The following is a 16,841-nucleotide window of genomic DNA, read 5'->3' on the forward strand; positions in this document are numbered from 1 at the left end:
AAATTACAATTATTTATTACATTCCTATTTTTGATTTATCGCTCCAATATCACGAACGCACATGCATATGAATTAGTATCAGATAGAGTAATATGCATTTTTTTTAACGATAATTTATCAGCTAATAGAGCCGCATATGAGAATAAATGTAACATTGGTTTTCCCAGTTTATCGTTAAATATTTCAATTTGATTAAATGTCACTCCTTGAGTTATTCCTGTACCAAACGCTTTAACTGCTGCTTCTTTTGCGGCAAAACGTTTTGCCAGGAAATGTGCAGGACACTTTTTATTCTCATATATTTTCCATTCTGATGAACTAAGTACACGTTTAGCTAGTTTGTTTCCGCTATGTGTTATTATTTTTTTTATTTTTCTAATATCAACAATATCTATACCAATTCCGTGAATCACTATTAACCTCTTGCTGAATCTTGTATTAATCTCTTCATATCTTGAATGGCTTTAGGTAATCCACAAAACATTGATCGACTAATTATAGAATGCCCTATATTTAACTCTTGTATCCCGGATAGCATCGCGATAGGTCGTACATTATAATAATTAAGACCATGTCCAGCGTTAACTTTTAAACCATGATCTACAGCGTATTGTACACTTTTTTTAATACGTTTATATTCTAAATTTTGAGTCATTGGATCTATAGCGTCAGAATACATACCAGTATGTATTTCTATACAAGGAGTACCTATACTATATGCAACGCTAATTTGTTGTTCGTCAGGATCAATAAAGAGTGAAACCCTAATTCCAACATCAGCAAGCTTAAATATTATATCTCGTAATCTATTTGATTGATTCACAACATCTAAACCACCTTCAGTTGTCAGTTCTTGACGTCTTTCAGGAACTAAACAACAATAATGCGGTTTTAATACACACGCGATGTTAATCATTTCATCTGTTGCTGCTATTTCTAAGTTCATAGCTGTTTGTATGGTTTTACGTAACATTTTGACATCTCGATCTGTAATGTGACGACGATCTTCTCTTAAATGCACAGTAATACTATCTGCTCCTGATTGTTCTGCAACAAACGCAGCATATACAGGATCAGGATAGGTAGTACTTCTTGCATTGCGTAATGTTGCAATATGATCAATATTTACACCCAATAATAAATTTGACATTATATGATATCCTTAAATGTAGTTTAATATGTGTGACTTATTGCCATATAAATATATATACATCTGCTTTTTCGCTATTTCTACTTAATTAAAATGCATTATGCCGTGATATTATCTATTAAAATATAGTTATATATACAAATATATTATTATTTTTCAAAATTGTATTTTATGTTTAATTCTTAATTGTTGAATAAATTTTGTTAGAACATACAAATTTACATTTTATAAGAGTACCTACATAATTGTATGTATTTATTTACATAAATGTCATTAGTGTAAATTCACTTACAATACTAGACATATGAGTATGCAAGTTTCGGAAGATTATTATTATTTACTAAAATTATGAATATAGAATTACTGAAAACAATAACGAATTAAATAATTAATGTATGCATACACATGTATTTGTGATGATATAAAAAGTTACTCCATTATATGAGTATATAACTCATATATTTTTGAGAATATAATTAATCAATAATTGTTTAACTTAATTTTAATACTGTGCAGTTATGTGTTAGAACAGCAGACATATTTTTTATAAAAATATACCTGTCTACCCAACAAACCTAATTAGCATTAGGTTATTTTTGGCGTCCAAAATATCATTTATATAAATAGTAATGTAATTAAATTATCTTTTTTTATTATGTTCTAATACTTTTAAAACTTTTTCTGCTGCATTTTGTTCAGCTCTACGTCGACTAGAACCACACCCAATAATCGGTTGCATTAACTCACTAATTTGACAGTTTATGCTAAATATTTGATTATGTGCTTCTCCGATGATTTGATTAACCCAATATACAGGTAACGGTAAACGACGATGTTGCAAATATTCTTGTAAACGAGTTTTTGGATCTTTTTGTTTATCACAAGGGTCCATTGTATCCAAACGAATTTTATACCAATTAATAATTAATATTTCAACGGTTTGGATGTTACTATCTAAAAATATACTACCTATTAACGCTTCAACTGTATTAGCTAAAATAGATTCACGTCGATATCCACCACTCTTTAATTCTCCTTGTCCTAATTGCAGATAATCTCCTAAACTAAATCCTCGTGCTAACGCTGCTAAAGTATTTTCGCGTACTAAATTTGCGCGCATCCTACTCATATCTCCTTCGGAGATATGAGGAAACTTATGATATAGCAAGTTAGCGATCACATAATTTAAAATAGCGTCTCCTAAAAATTCTAATCTTTCGTTATGCTGATTACTAGAACTTCTATGGGTCAGCGCTTGTAATAATAAATCATATCGAGTAAAAATATAACCAAGTTTTTTTTGAAGTACATTAACTAACATAATCTTCATGTATTATATATTATATACAATGTCTATAATAGAAACTTTTATGATCAAACTTCAATAAGGATTAATTATAACAAGTATAATACAAGAATGTTTAATCTATAATTAGCAAAGATAATATCTTATTGTATGCTACCAATTCTATTGAGTTGGATATCAATTGGCCATATGCTTGCTTGTTGTTTTTTTATATTCATCCAAATTATTGTTGCTTTTCCCACTATGTTACGTTCAGGAACAAATCCCCAGTAACGACTATCCGAGCTGTTATCCCTATTATCTCCCATTACAAAATATTCACCTGCGGGTACTAACCATTCAGATATTAAATGTTTTATTTGTTGATCATACATTTTGATTAAGTTTTGATCACCGGGTGGTATCATTGTTAAAATATTATGTTCTATGCCATTGAACGATTCTGTAGTACGAATTAATCGAATTCCATGAGAATATTCTTGACGTTCTCCTATTTGAACAAAAGTAGAGTTAACTTTTCCATTTGCATCACTATCAAATACTTGAATAAAATTGCTAGAAGCAACATTACTATAAACAATCGGTAATGGCTGAATACATGTTGTAATACTATTATTAGTATTGGGATATATTGTTAACTGTTTAGTAATGACATTATAGATCACTTTATCCCCTGGTTCCCCAATTATTCGTTTAATATAGTTTAATGTAGTATTTTTGGGGTATTTAAAGACTATTACATCTCCGCGTTTTGGATGTCCAGTATCAATTAATGTTTTTTGAGTAATAGGATTTTTAATACCATATACGAATTTCTTAACTAAGATAAAATCTCCTATTAATAAAGTTGGCATCATAGATCCAGAAGGTATTCGGAACGGTTCAAAAACAAATGATCGTATTATAAATACTAACAATAATATCGGAAAAATTGAGGATATAAATTCATAAATTTTTGAAAAATATGAAATTATTAACGAATAAGTATTTCTTGATTCTTGATAAATATTATCTGATTTTTGAAGAAATATTTTTTTATTTTTATAACGATTACACATCATAGTACATAGCTGTTTTATGCTCCAGAAAATACCTGATACTCCTGTAATAATTACTAAGATTAAAGAAAATGTACTAATCATACAAATAAAATCCTTTAAGTTATTTTTTACTGTTATTGATGTCAAAAATTGTTAAAAACACAGTATATGGTAAATTAACATTACCTATTTGTTTCATACGTTTTTTCCCTTCTTTTTGATTATATAATAATTTTTTCTTCCGTGTTATGTCACCTCCATGACATTTCGCTACAACATTTTTTCGTAGTTGTTTTACAGTATCACGTGATATTATTCGTTTACCAATGGTTGCTTGAATCACAATATCGAATTGTTGTCTTGGAATTAATTTGTGTAATTTGTTAACTAATACACGTCCACGATATATAGATTGTGCTTGATGTGTGATTATTGTTAATGCATCAATACGTTTTTTATTAATTAATATTTCTACACATGCTATATTTGCCGCCTGAAAACGTTTAAACTTATATTCACATGAAGCATATCCACGAGATGCTGATTTTATTTGATTAAAAAAATCTAATATTATTTCAGACATAGGTAATTCGTAAATCAGTGTAATTTGAGTATCGTGATATACCATGGAAATTTGAGTACCTCTTTTCGCCACACATAAAGAAATAATTTCTCCAAGATACGTTTTTGGAAGTAATATGTTACATAAAACAATGGGTTCACGTATTTCTTTAACTTTAGTTAAAGAAAGTAGTTTCGACGGACTGTCTACATACACTATTTTATCTTCAATAGTTAATATTTCATAAATTACCATTGGAGCTGTAACAATTAAATCGAGTGAATATTCACGTTTTAATCTTTCTTGAATTATTTCCATGTGTAATAATCCAAGAAATCCACAACGAAAACCCAAACCTAAAAATTCTGATCTTTCTGGTTCATAAAATAAAGAAGCATCATTTAAACTCAGTTTGTATAAAGCTTCGTGAAAAATTTTTTGATTTTTAGATCCTATAGGAAATAACCCTGCATAAACATAAGGCTGAAGTTTCTTAAAACCATGGCATGCATTTTTCGCAGGATAAGTTGATAGTGTTAATGTATCTCCGACAGGAGTCCGTATAATATTTTTATTAGCACACACCAACCAACCTACTTCTCCACACACTAACATTTCACGTTTTACTTGTTTTGGAGTAAAAATGCCTATTTGGTCAACAGTATATTTTTGACCTGTATTCATGGATTGTAATACATCACCTTTATATAATTTTCCATTTTTAATGCATATTAAAGATACGACACCTAAGTATTTATTAAACCAAGAATCGATAATTAGTGCTTGTAGAGGAGCGCATAAATCTCCTTTAGGATGAGGAATATTATGAATTAAAGATTCTAGTAATTCCGATATACCATAACCAGTTTTAGCTGAACACTGTATTGCGTTATCTGCATCAATACCAACGATGTCTTTAATCTCCTGAGATACTCGCTTAGGATCACCTGTGGATAAATCAATTTTATTTAACGCCACAATAACTTTTAAATTCATTTCTGTGGCAATTTTATAATTAGCCACAGTCTGTGCTTCGACTCCTTGGGTAACATCTACTATTAATAAAGCACCTTCACATGCCGCCAGCGATCGAGAAACTTCATAAGAAAAATCAACGTGTCCGGGAGTATCAATAAGATTTAATTGATAAGATTGACCATTTTTAGATGTATAATTAAGTGTTACATTTTGTGATTTTATAGTAATACCGCGTTCGCGTTCTAATTCCATAGAATCTAATACTTGAGATGTCATTTCACGTGAATTTAACCCACCGCAAGTTTGAATAAATCGATCAGATAACGTCGATTTTCCGTGATCAATATGCGCAATAATAGAAAAATTACGTATGTATCTTATCATGATTAATATTAATTGAATCTAAAAACTAAATATAGTTAGTATAAAATTATAATTAGTTAGTATATAATACGATATCGTAAATAGATATGAAAATGATCGTTTACGATATTTTATAAGGAATTATATGCAGTGTACACAATTGGGGATACAATAAGTTATATTACATTATCATAAATTAATTACAGTAAGTAATTTGATAAATTATGTATGATGTCAAATATTAATTGTTTATTCCGATTTGAATAATTAAAATTAAAATGTTATGCACAATAGTTTATGTTTATTTAAATTTCTAAATTTTAGTAATTAATCAAATTGAGACGATAAATAATACAATTTATTTTCACTATTATATAATGTGTATAATATAGGAATATGTTGTGATTCACGAATTAACTTGGCCCTATTTTTTATCAGAAGAAAAAACACTATTATACTTTAAGAATATATTGTTTTTTGTAGAAGAACGTCAAAAAAGAGGTATCACGGTTTATCCAAGAAAACAAGATATTTTTAATGCATTTCGTTTTACTAGTTTTGAATCCATTAAGGTTGTAATTATAGGGCAAGATCCATATCACGGACCGCATCAAGCACATGGTCTCGCTTTTTCCGTATTACCCGGTGTTTCGGTACCTCCTTCACTTGAGAATATTTATAAAGAACTCGCTTCCGATATACCTAATTTTATAATACCAGATCACGGTTGTTTACAAAGTTGGGCGCAGAAAGGAGTATTCCTGCTTAATAGTATTCTAACTGTTGAAGCAGGAAGAAGCTGTTCTCACGCTAATATTGGATGGGAGCTATTCACAGATAAAATAATACACATACTAAATACTTATAAGGAAAAAATTATATTTATGTTATGGGGTAGGTATGCTCAAAAAAAAGGAAACATCATTGACCATAAAAAACATTATATTTTAACTGCATCGCACCCTTCGCCTATATCAGCTCAACGTGGATTTTTAGGATGTTGCCATTTTTCTAAAGCTAATATGTTGTTGAAACAACAAAATAAACAAATTATTGATTGGCACCTAAAATAATTAACTGGAAATTTATACAAGTTAAAATATATTCTAAAGAATGTTTCCTTTTTTACAATTTTTAAAAGAATGTCACTAACATCATCATACGGTTTTTTTTAAATAGTTTTTATATTTTATATTTAAAAAAACTATTTGTTTATTATAATACATAACATATCTTAAATTAAGAACTTGTAATATCTTATGTAAGATATCATCTTTCATTAAATGATTAAATGATTAAATGATTAAATGATTAAATGATCAGTTGATTGCAATTAAACTGCACAACAACAGTTATATTATTTTACAATAATTCTCTATAAAACATTATAATATTCAGTTAAAGCATAACTACTGTACGTTATGTTTATACCTAATACACGTACAAGAAATACATGTAAATAGCAGTGGCGCTATTTATTAGTAACAATGTTTATAAACATAGCACCTAGCTTTTGGCTTTTGATACTGTAACCATAGCAGGTCGAATTAATCTACCATTCAAGATATACCCCTTTTGGATAATTGTTAATACTTGATTTGGTTTTTGATCTTCAGATTCTACTATAGATATTGCTTGATGTATCTCAGGATTAAATGGAACATAAATTTCATGTATGGATTTTAATCCAAATTTGTGCACAGTATCTAAAAATAATTTTAATGTTAATTCAATACCCTCTATTATAACAGATAGCAAGGTATTAGATTTATCTGAAATATCTAATGTACGTTCTAAATTATCAATAACTGGCAATAATTCGAAGATAAATCGTTCTAATCCAAATTTATGAACTTTTTCTATTTCTTGAAGGTTACGTCGACGAATATTTTCTATTTCAGCTGTAAGACGCAATACTGTATTACGCTCATGTTCTTGCAGTTGAGCTAATTCGATTTTTAATTGGATAATTTGATCATTTTTGGGATCAACAACACTATCTGTTGTAGAAATAGATTCTAATGACTCTTCTTTTTCTACTGTTTCGCCTTGTAATATGTTTTCATCAATATTATTTTTTGCATTGTTGTCTATCATGAATTTTCTCCTCCGATTCCTGATCATATGTTCTATAATTCAGTTATTATAAGGATGAATAACAGGTATTCAAGATATCATTTATTATGAATAAGAGTTATAAACGAAACAGAAAGGATTCAATAAAAATATGACTGCTTCTATTTTTAGTGCTGTTGGTATTATAGGATATTCTCGTTATCCGCAGGCTGTACATACATATGATATTTTATATCGTTGGTTGTATAACAAAGGGATTACAGTGATGATTGAACATCATGCTGCTAGTTTATTAAATGCACAAAATGCAGTTGTAGGTGATTTAAATGATATAGGTAATTTCGCAGATTTAGCTATAGTTATAGGTGGAGATGGCAATATGCTAAGAGCTGCAAATATCTTAGCACAACATGATATTAAAGTTATTGGTATTAATCGCGGAACCCTTGGTTTCCTCACTGATTTAGATCCTAATTCAGCATTAATGGAATTATCCGAGGTTCTATCCGGTCATTTTATTAATGAAAAACGCTTTTTATTAGATGTAACAGTACAACGTTACAACAATTTTACTAGATTAGGTAGTGCGATTAACGAAGTTATTTTACATACAAATACAATCAGACATATGATCGAGTTTGAGTTATACATTGATGATAATTTTATTTTTTCTCAAAGATCGGATGGATTAATTATTGCTACTCCAACCGGGTCAACTGCATACGCTTTATCTGCTGGAGGACCTATCCTTAGTCCAACAGTAGATGCTATTGTATTAGTATCAATATGCCCTCATACTTTATCATCTCGGCCAGTTGTGATCAATAGCAAAAGTATAATTTGTTTGAAATTTTCTAAAGTAACATCCGAATTAAAAATCGGTTATGATAATCAAACTCCTATTTTTATATGTAAGGAAGAAAAAATTTTTATCCAACGTAGTAATCATTATCTTGATTTGATTCATCCTAATAACTATAACTACTTTAGAACACTAAATATTAAACTTGGTTGGTCAAAGAACATTTCTAAAATAAAAAAATAAACATTGTAGTTGATAATTTTATTATCAACTACAATAAAATAATTATAAATACAATTAATTATTTATACAAATATTAATTTTTATAATATTATAACTAAACATATATTAAGTAGGAGATTATGCATTTGAAGGTATTTTACAATATGTTAAGCACCATTGTAATTACAACAACGATGGTGCTTAACGTGAATTGTACTAGTACTATTCTAAAATATACATCCAAATCTTTTGATATCAAACAGGGTAATTATTTGCGCGCATGCGATATCGAAAAAATTCGTGTTGGCATGACAAAATTTGAAATATCTTCTAATATTGGAGATCCAACACTACAAAGTGTGTCAGAATCAAATACATGGTATTATATTTTTTATCATCGTAGAGGCAATAAAATGACAGAGTATCAAATTTTAACACTGAAATTTGATGCTCATGATGTTTTAGTGATTATTAGCAAGAAATAATAATTGTGATACTTTAAATAATAAAGTTATTCATATTTAATATAATTTTTACGATTATTATTAAGAGATAAAGTAATATCGATTATTGACTTACAATACATGTCGTATCGTCGTATATTGCATAGGCTCTAGAAATAAATGCTTTGATTATATTTTTATACTTTTCCTTAAAAATATAATCAAAGCATTTTTCAATAAATATTGATTTAAATTCGTAATGAGAAAAATATTCAATTCTACTAATAGTAGAAGTAATAGGAATAAATTTCCAACACCCATAAAACGATTTAAATGGTCCTTGTATTAAAAGGATTGAAATACTTTTGTTATTCACAAAAAAATTATGAGTAACTAATGATTTAACGATTCCATTAATAATTATATTCATTTCAGCAATTAATTCGTTATTACTTTGTTCTAAAATTTTGCTTATATTGCACCCAGGTATAAATTTATCATAAGAATTAACATCATTTACTAAATGAAACATTTGCTCTACACTATACGGAACTGAGATAAAACATTTGATATAAGACATATCTACCCTATTGCGTATTTTAATTGTTTACACTTATACTAATAGTCAACTATATTATTATAGGCAAAAATTAGTTATATCATAAAGTACGTGACGTATTATACTAATAATATAATATTTTTAAAATAATAAAAAAATTATTTTTTGAAAATTCATGAATCAATCAATTTTAACAAAAATCACACAAAATAAGCGTGCATATCACGAATATTTCATTGAAAAAAAACTTGAATCTGGAATTTCATTGTTAGGATGGGAAGTAAAATCTGCACGTTCTAACATGGTAACAATTGATAATAGTTATGTCTCCTTTTATAACAAAGAAGCATATCTTTATAATTCTGTATTTCAATCAAATACAACCCAATTTTATCATGAAATTTACAATTCAGTTCGAATCCGTAAATTATTATTAAAAAAACATGAATTATTATTTTTAATGGAAAAAGTTAATCTACAAAGTTATACCATAATTATTTTGGATTTGTATTGGAAAAATTCTTGGATTAAAGCAAATCTTGGAGTTGCTAGAGGCAAAAAAAAATATGACAAAAGAAATAAAATATATAAACATAAATGGAAGCAAGAAAAAACACATATTTTAAAATATATAAAATAAATAATATTTGTATATATAGTATTTTGATGGTACAATAACTGTGTTTAGTGTTTAAGATGGGGCTGATTTTGGATTCGACGGAATGTCTCATGTTTGAAGTGCATGCCGAGGTGAGGTAGGCCTCGTAAAAAAGCCTCAAAAAATAAATGCAAATAGAACACATAATGAATCTGTTGCTTTAGCAGCTTAAGTCAGATTAAAAACCTGAAGATTCCCTCTCTGACACAATGTTTACTCTTAAGCGTTAAAATAGATAATGAGAGGTCATATATATAAGAGTGCGCGTGAGTGCTTGCTTTTAGCTTAACGCTAAGTTGGAAAGAGCTAGTTGGTTCAGTGATTGGTCTTAATATATCTAAACCAACGAAATGTAATTTAAGACCTAAGCATGTAGGTTACTGCAAATAAAAAGTATTCTGGACGCGGGTTCGAATCCCGCCAGCTCCACCAAGATTTTAAGTATTCAATCAATACAGAAAAAAAATAAAATTGAGTGATGAAAGATAATATGTTTATATGGTCTTTTATTATTTGAACAGTCTATTTATGATAATTAATATGTTGATATAAATTAAAATAAGGTGTTTATATTCTGATATTATTTGAATCTTGCATTTATAACTTATTCAATATACAAAATTTTCTTATTGTATCACTCAAAAACTTCTTAATGAGGTCATATTTATTTTCTTGTTGTTATTATCTTACGAACGAATAGCATGATAGCTATTCGTTCGTAAGATAATTTTATTCAATACAAAAATATCTATTGTACGTAATTACAAAAAACTTTAAGAACGAAAAATGAAATTCTATGGATTATTTATATTTATTTATTGCTATTCTTTCAGAAGTTATTGCTACCGCCTCTTTAAAAGCATCTGAAGGATTTAGTAAATTATATCCTGCTATTGTAGTGGTGATTGGTTACACTATTTCTTTTATATTATTATCTTTAGTATTACAAACTATCCCAATGGGTATTGCGTATTCCTGTTGGGCTGGACTTGGTATTATATTTATCACTGTAGCAGGATATGTATTTTATGATCAAAAATTAGATAGTTTAGCGATTATCGGTATTACTTTGATTATTATTGGTGTTATATTAATTAATGTATTTTCTAGAACAATAGAACATTAGTTACAATTATATATATTTTATGTGCTTTTAAAAAAGTAATTTTTTATTTATTATATTGTGAGATGTACACAAAATACACGTTAAAACATATATATTTAACAGCGCTCTAATCAATTCAATTTGTATGTTCTATAAAATAGATAACATCATACACAGTATAAAGTAAATATATAGTTTAAAATTTAATATTTGCTTGTGATTTGTTTTACTTCATAATTGAAGTATTTAATAACCATATTATTATTATAATCTATGTATCATTAAAAATTATTATCAAATTTTATCTAAATTAAAATATATATATATTCATGTAATATAGTATTAATAATTAAATACCAGCGTAGTTTTATGATAGTGCAACTATGAATAAAAAATTATTTTTTAAAAATTTAAATATTGCAATATTTAAATTTTTATACACACACATATATATATCAGATGAAATTAATTTATTAAATCATTATTTTAATATTTAATGATTAATGTATTGAAATATGCATTTTTAAAATTAAAAATATTTTTATTTACTATGATAAAAAACAGAAAACATAATACTTTGAATAAGTATACTGATCACCAAAAATTTCTTGTAGAATTACCCAAAATTTTTCAGAAAATAGATTATTTTAAGATTTTGTATAGTCCTAAGGAATTTAGGGATGAATTACTATGTGCTATTTCTAAAGCACATAATCATATTTGTTTAGTTACATTGTATTTAGATGGTGATCAAGGTGGTAAAAAAATTATTGATGCTTTACTTCAAGTTAAACAAATGCGTCCTCAAATTAAAATTCAAATCTTAGTAGATTGGCATCGTGCTCAGAGAAATCGGATCGGTTCATCTAAAAAATATACAAATGTTGATTGGTATGTAGATATCATTAAAAAATATCCCAATACTGAGATTGCAATCTATGGAATACCAATTAATGTAAATGAAGCATTAGGAGTACTTCATTTGAAAGGATTTATTATTGATGATCAGATATTATATAGCGGAGCTAATTTAAGCAATGAGTATTTACATATAAATACTAAGTATCGATATGATCGATATCATATGATACGCAATCAACAATTATCTGACATCATGCTCAATTATATTAACAAAGAATTATTATCTTCAAAGGCGATTAATTGTTTAGGATATAAAAATTCTTTAAATAAATTAAACAAAAGTAGAAACAATATTCGTTTATTGCGTCGTAATTTACGAAAAGTTTGTTATTGTTTTCAAGGTAACGCTGGATTTGATGAATTATCAATTACTCCATTAGTTGGTTTAGGTAAGAATAGTACGCTAAATCAAACCATTTATCATTTGATTTATTCGGCAAAAAATAAAGTTGTATTGTGTACACCTTATTTTAATATGTCCAATATGCTAATACGTGCTTTGATTTGTTTATTAAGTCAAGGTGTAAATATAGAAATTATTGTAGGAGATAAAATTGCTAATGATTTTTATATCCCTGTGCATCAGCCATTTAAATTAATTAGTGCTTTACCATATTTGTATGAATTAAATTTGCGTCACTTTTTGAAAAAGTTACAAAAATATGTTGATAATAAACAATTAATGGTACGTATGTGGAAAGAAAGAGATAACGGATATCATGTTAAAGGTATTTGGATAGATGATGAATGGCAATTACTTACTGGAAATAATTTAAATCCTAGAGCTGCAAGGTTTGATTTAGAAAATGCTTTGCTTATACATGATCCACATAAAGTGTTACTTTACCAAAAAAATAAAGAATTAAATACAATTCGCACATATACGAATGCTGTAATGCATTATACGTCATTACAAAATATATCTGATTATCCTGAAAAAGTAGGGCAATTACTTTACAGAATACATAAGATCAAATTTGATCGCTTGATTAATCGTATTTTGTGATAGTAATAATTAAATGATGAATATAACTTTTTCGTGTTCTATTACTCCTGACATTATAGAAACCATCAATATCAATCAATAACAATTAACTCTTAAAAATCTCAGGTATTGCGAAGTTAAGCTCTCACGGGCCATTAGTATCGGTTAGCTTAACGCCTCACAGCGCTTACACACCCGACCTATCAACGTCATAGTCTTTAACGTCCCTTCAGGAGGATTTTAATCCTCAGGGAAAACTCATCTTGAGGCAAGTTTCCCGCTTAGATGCTTTCAGCGGTTATCTTTTCCGCACATAGCTACCGGGCAATGCCATTGGCATGACAACCCGAACACCAGTGGTGCGTCCACTCCGGTCCTCTCGTACTAGGAGCAGCCCCTCTCAATTTTCCAACGCCCACGGCAGATAGGGACCGAACTGTCTCACGACGTTCTAAACCCAGCTCGCGTACCACTTTAAATGGCGAACAGCCATACCCTTGGGACCTACTGCAGCCCCAGGATGTGATGAGCCGACATCGAGGTGCCAAACACCGCCGTCGATATGAACTCTTGGGCGGTATTAGCCTGTTATCCCCGGAGTACCTTTTATCCGTTGAGCGATGGCCTTTCCATACAGAACCACCGGATCACTAAGACCTGCTTTCGCAACTGCTCGAATCGTCACTCTCGCAGTTAAGCTAGCTTATGCCTTTGCACTAACCTCACGATTTCCAACCGTGATTAGCTAACCTTTGTGCTCCTCCGTTACTCTTTGGGAGGAGACCGCCCCAGTCAAACTACCCACCAGACACTGTCCTTGATCCGGGTAACGGATCTAAGTTAGAATATCAAATATTAAAGGGTGGTATTTCAAGGATGGCTCCATAAAAGCTAGCGCTTTTAATTCACTGCCTCCCACCTATCCTACACATCAATATTTAATATTCAGTATCAAGCTATAGTAAAGGTTCACGGGGTCTTTCCGTCTTGCCGCGGGTACGCCGCATCTTCACGGCGAATTCAATTTCACTGAGTCTCGGGTGGAGACAGTCTGGCCATCATTACGCCATTCGTGCAGGTCGGAACTTACCCGACAAGGAATTTCGCTACCTTAGGACCGTTATAGTTACGGCCGCCGTTTACCGAGGCTTCGATCAAGAGCTTTTCTTTTTTTTACAAAGATAACCCTCTCAATTAACCTTCCGGCACCGGGCAGGCGTCACACCGTATACGTCCACTTTCGTGTTTGCACAGTGCTGTGTTTTTAATAAACAGTTGCAGCCAGCTGGTATCTTCGACTGGCTTCAGCTCCAGAAGCAATATTTTATTGTTCCTTCACTTACATGCCAGCGTGCCTTCTCCCGAAGTTACGGCACCATTTTGCCTAGTTCCTTCACCCGAGTTCTCTCAAGCGCCTGAGTATTCTCTACCTAACCACCTGTGTCGGTTTATGGTACGATTAGATATAACCTGAAGCTTAGAGGTTTTTCCTGGAAGCATAGCATAAATTCCTTCGCCATCGAGATGGCTCGTCATTACGCCTCAGCGTTAAGAAGAATAGATTTTCTAGTTCTTCCGCTTACACGCTTAAACCGAGACTACCGATCCTCGGCGAACCTAGCTTTCTCCGTTACCCCATCGCAGCCATATCTAGTACAGGAATGTTAACCTGTTTCCCATCAGCTACGCCTATTGGCCTCACCTTAGGGGTCGACTCACCCTGCCCCGATTAACGTTGGACAGGAACCCTTAGTTTTTCGGCGAGCAGGTTTTTCACCTGCTTTATCGTTACTTATGTCAGCATTCGCACTTCTGATACCTCCAGCATGCTTTACAACACACCTTCTCAGGCTTACAGAACGCTCCCCTACCCAATAAATAAATCTTATTCTTAAATAAGAAGTGTATAAATACAAAAAATATCTAATTATAAAATATTTATTGCCGCAGCTTCGGTACATGATTTAGCCCCGTTACATCTTCCGCGCAAGCCGACTCGACCAGTGAGCTATTACGCTTTCTTTAAATGATGGCTGCTTCTAAGCCAACATCCTGGCTGTCTAAGCCTTCTCACATCGTTTTCCACTTAATCATGATTTAGGGACCTTAGCTGGCGATCTGGGTTGTTTCCCTCTCCACGACGAATGTTAGCACCCGTCGTGTGTCTCCCGTAATAGCATTCTTTAGTATTCGTAGTTTGCATCGAGTTGGTAGCCTGGGATGGACCCCTAGTCGAAACAGTGCTCTACCCCTAAAGATGAATTTACGAGGCGCTACCTAAATAGCTTTCGGGGAGAACCAGCTATCTCCCGGTTTGATTGGCCTTTCACCCCTAACCACAAATCATCCGCTAATTTTTCAACATTAGTCGGTTCGGTCCTTCAGTTAGTGTTACCTAACCTTCAACCTGTTCATGGTTAGATCACCGGGTTTCGGGTCTATATCCTGCAACTTAACGCCCAATTAAGACTCGGTTTCCCTACGGCTCCCTGATTTAGTTAACCTTGCTACAGAATATAAGTCGCTGACCCATTATACAAAAGGTACGCAGTCACGCAAATAAACAACATAATTTACGCTCCTACTGCTTGTACGTACACGGTTTCAGGTTCTATTTCACTCCCCTTGCCGGGGTTCTTTTCGCCTTTCCCTCACGGTACTGGTTCACTATCGGTCAGTCAAGAGTATTTAGCCTTGGAGGATGGTCCCCCCATCTTCAGACAAGATATCACGTGTCCCGTCCTACTCATTGAGTTATGATAACTAATATATTTTCAGATACGAGGCTATCACTCTATATTGCTAATTTTTCCAAATTATTCTCTTAATATACCAGTGATACTATATAACTCTGGGCTGTTCCCTGTTCGCTCGCCACTACTAAGGGAATCTCAAATTGATTTCTGTTCCTCAGAGTACTAAGATGTTTCAGTTCCTCTGGTTTGCTTCATTCAGCTATGAATTTACTAAATGATAATGCACATTTAAAATTGCATTAGGTTTCCCCATTCGGAAATCACCGGTTAAAACGCTTCACATCAGCTTACCGATGCTTTTCGCAGATCAGCACGTCCTTCATCGCCTTTGACTGCCAAGGCATCCACCGTGTACGCTTAAATTACTTAACTTCGCAATCCTCAGACTTCTAATTTTTTATTATATGAACTCAATCACGTCTATGATATAAATACTTCAGTAAAATCTATTTTATATTTATGCAATATCGCAAATATTGTATAATATAAAATCTAATATAAAAGACGCTACTATTACTCTATAATTTCTTTAGACGCATAAAAATAATATAACTTGTTTCCTATGAGCTATCGTAAACATAGTGTTCATACTAATATTTTAAAGTTCAAGTTTTAAGCTTTATCCTTATTGTTAAAGAGCAAAAACACCAATTCTTATTTTATTTTAATTTTAAATAGCAACTTATTTATTCTATATCTGTATACAAACCTACAATGTCCCCTAGGGGCTTCGAACCCCTGTTGCCGCCGTGAAAGGGCAGTGTCCTAGACCTCTAGACGAAGGGGACCGATCTCTGCTGGTAACAACAGAATTAAAATTGGTATTTACATGCATAATACACATAATATTTATAATTTTTAACAAAAGAGCGCTAGATAATTTATGTGGGCACTTTACTCATATTATTTTGATAA

13 protein-coding genes, 1 tRNA gene, 1 rRNA gene and 1 other RNA gene are annotated in these 16,841 nt (G+C 30.9%); 7 read left to right on the forward strand and 9 right to left on the reverse strand.

Going from position 1 to position 16,841, the window contains the following annotated elements; genetic code table 11:
* Nucleotides 1-35 precede the first annotated feature (35 nt).
* From acpS to lepA, 5 genes are all read right to left on the reverse strand, one after another.
* Nucleotides 36-416, reverse strand: coding sequence for a holo-ACP synthase (gene acpS / locus CBquer539_RS02790; protein ID WP_500836754.1), 381 nt, complete (start codon nucleotides 414-416; stop codon nucleotides 36-38).
* Entirely contained in the window at nucleotides 416-1,150 is a 735-nt protein-coding gene (pdxJ, locus tag CBquer539_RS02795; RefSeq protein ID WP_500836351.1) for a pyridoxine 5'-phosphate synthase, read from the reverse strand. Before pdxJ ends, acpS begins: the two co-directional genes overlap by 1 nt.
* 640 nt (nucleotides 1,151-1,790) lie before the next feature.
* Nucleotides 1,791-2,480 carry a ribonuclease III gene (rnc, locus tag CBquer539_RS02800; protein ID WP_500836352.1) on the reverse strand — a complete coding sequence of 230 codons (690 nt, stop codon included), beginning with the start codon at nucleotides 2,478-2,480 and terminating at the stop codon, nucleotides 1,791-1,793.
* 119 nt (nucleotides 2,481-2,599) lie between these two features.
* Entirely contained in the window at nucleotides 2,600-3,598 is a 999-nt protein-coding gene (gene lepB / locus CBquer539_RS02805; RefSeq protein ID WP_500836353.1) for a signal peptidase I, read from the reverse strand.
* Nucleotides 3,599-3,617: 19 nt separating this feature from the next.
* Nucleotides 3,618-5,420 carry a translation elongation factor 4 gene (gene lepA / locus CBquer539_RS02810; RefSeq protein ID WP_500836354.1) on the reverse strand — a complete coding sequence of 601 codons (1,803 nt, stop codon included), beginning with the start codon at nucleotides 5,418-5,420 and terminating at the stop codon, nucleotides 3,618-3,620.
* A gap of 380 nt (nucleotides 5,421-5,800) precedes the next feature.
* Here lepA and ung point away from each other — a divergent pair, with 380 nt between their 5' ends.
* Nucleotides 5,801-6,472, forward strand: coding sequence for a uracil-DNA glycosylase (gene ung, locus CBquer539_RS02815; RefSeq protein ID WP_500836355.1), 672 nt, complete (start codon nucleotides 5,801-5,803; stop codon nucleotides 6,470-6,472).
* A 433-nt stretch (nucleotides 6,473-6,905) separates the two neighbouring features.
* Here ung and grpE read toward each other — a convergent pair whose 3' ends face one another.
* Complete coding sequence (gene grpE, locus CBquer539_RS02820) at nucleotides 6,906-7,496, reverse strand: nucleotide exchange factor GrpE (protein WP_500836356.1); 591 nt, start codon at nucleotides 7,494-7,496, stop codon at nucleotides 6,906-6,908.
* 130 nt (nucleotides 7,497-7,626) lie between these two features.
* Between grpE and nadK the strand changes: the two genes are divergently transcribed.
* Nucleotides 7,627-8,520: an NAD(+) kinase gene (gene nadK, locus CBquer539_RS02825; RefSeq protein ID WP_500836357.1), complete on the forward strand. Its 894-nt coding sequence runs from the start codon at nucleotides 7,627-7,629 to the stop codon at nucleotides 8,518-8,520.
* Nucleotides 8,521-8,663: 143 nt separating this feature from the next.
* A complete protein-coding gene (gene bamE, locus CBquer539_RS02830) occupies nucleotides 8,664-8,984 on the forward strand; it encodes an outer membrane protein assembly factor BamE domain-containing protein (RefSeq protein ID WP_500836358.1) in 321 nt (106 codons plus the stop codon).
* 82 nt (nucleotides 8,985-9,066) lie between these two features.
* On the opposite strand, the gene CBquer539_RS02835 is transcribed toward bamE, so the two are convergent.
* Nucleotides 9,067-9,522 (reverse strand): type II toxin-antitoxin system RatA family toxin, encoded by a 456-nt coding sequence (locus CBquer539_RS02835; RefSeq protein ID WP_500836359.1) that lies wholly within the window; start codon nucleotides 9,520-9,522, stop codon nucleotides 9,067-9,069.
* Between the two features lie 154 nt (nucleotides 9,523-9,676).
* Here CBquer539_RS02835 and smpB point away from each other — a divergent pair, with 154 nt between their 5' ends.
* The 4 genes from smpB to pssA all read left to right on the forward strand — a co-directional run bounded on the left by smpB (nucleotide 9,677) and on the right by pssA (nucleotide 13,191).
* Nucleotides 9,677-10,141: an SsrA-binding protein SmpB gene (gene smpB, locus CBquer539_RS02840; protein WP_500836360.1), complete on the forward strand. Its 465-nt coding sequence runs from the start codon at nucleotides 9,677-9,679 to the stop codon at nucleotides 10,139-10,141.
* A 58-nt stretch (nucleotides 10,142-10,199) separates the two neighbouring features.
* Nucleotides 10,200-10,591: a transfer-messenger RNA gene (gene ssrA, locus CBquer539_RS02845) on the forward strand.
* Between the two features lie 364 nt (nucleotides 10,592-10,955).
* Nucleotides 10,956-11,285 (forward strand): DMT family transporter, encoded by a 330-nt coding sequence (locus tag CBquer539_RS02850; protein ID WP_500836361.1) that lies wholly within the window; start codon nucleotides 10,956-10,958, stop codon nucleotides 11,283-11,285.
* Nucleotides 11,286-11,814: 529 nt separating this feature from the next.
* Nucleotides 11,815-13,191 carry a CDP-diacylglycerol--serine O-phosphatidyltransferase gene (pssA, locus tag CBquer539_RS02855; RefSeq protein WP_500836755.1) on the forward strand — a complete coding sequence of 459 codons (1,377 nt, stop codon included), beginning with the start codon at nucleotides 11,815-11,817 and terminating at the stop codon, nucleotides 13,189-13,191.
* A 112-nt stretch (nucleotides 13,192-13,303) separates the two neighbouring features.
* Here pssA and CBquer539_RS02860 read toward each other — a convergent pair.
* A 23S ribosomal RNA gene (locus tag CBquer539_RS02860) occupies nucleotides 13,304-16,298 on the reverse strand.
* A 343-nt stretch (nucleotides 16,299-16,641) separates the two neighbouring features.
* Nucleotides 16,642-16,714, reverse strand: a tRNA-Glu gene (locus CBquer539_RS02865).
* Nucleotides 16,715-16,841: the final 127 nt, after the last annotated feature.

It is taken from the genome of Blochmannia endosymbiont of Camponotus quercicola, assembly GCF_059935335.1.

Coding starts and splice junctions, on each gene's coding strand:
- grpE (WP_500836356.1), bottom strand. CDS start 7,496: ATGATAGACAACAATGCAAAAAATAATATTGATGAAAACATATTACAA.
- lepA (WP_500836354.1), bottom strand. CDS start 5,420: ATGATAAGATACATACGTAATTTTTCTATTATTGCGCATATTGATCAC.
- lepB (WP_500836353.1), bottom strand. CDS start 3,598: ATGATTAGTACATTTTCTTTAATCTTAGTAATTATTACAGGAGTATCA.
- pdxJ (WP_500836351.1), bottom strand. CDS start 1,150: ATGTCAAATTTATTATTGGGTGTAAATATTGATCATATTGCAACATTA.
- smpB (WP_500836360.1), top strand. CDS start 9,677: ATGAATCAATCAATTTTAACAAAAATCACACAAAATAAGCGTGCATAT.
- rnc (WP_500836352.1), bottom strand. CDS start 2,480: ATGAAGATTATGTTAGTTAATGTACTTCAAAAAAAACTTGGTTATATT.
- pssA (WP_500836755.1), top strand. CDS start 11,815: ATGATAAAAAACAGAAAACATAATACTTTGAATAAGTATACTGATCAC.
- bamE (WP_500836358.1), top strand. CDS start 8,664: ATGTTAAGCACCATTGTAATTACAACAACGATGGTGCTTAACGTGAAT.
- CBquer539_RS02835 (WP_500836359.1), bottom strand. CDS start 9,522: ATGTCTTATATCAAATGTTTTATCTCAGTTCCGTATAGTGTAGAGCAA.
- CBquer539_RS02850 (WP_500836361.1), top strand. CDS start 10,956: ATGGATTATTTATATTTATTTATTGCTATTCTTTCAGAAGTTATTGCT.
- nadK (WP_500836357.1), top strand. CDS start 7,627: ATGACTGCTTCTATTTTTAGTGCTGTTGGTATTATAGGATATTCTCGT.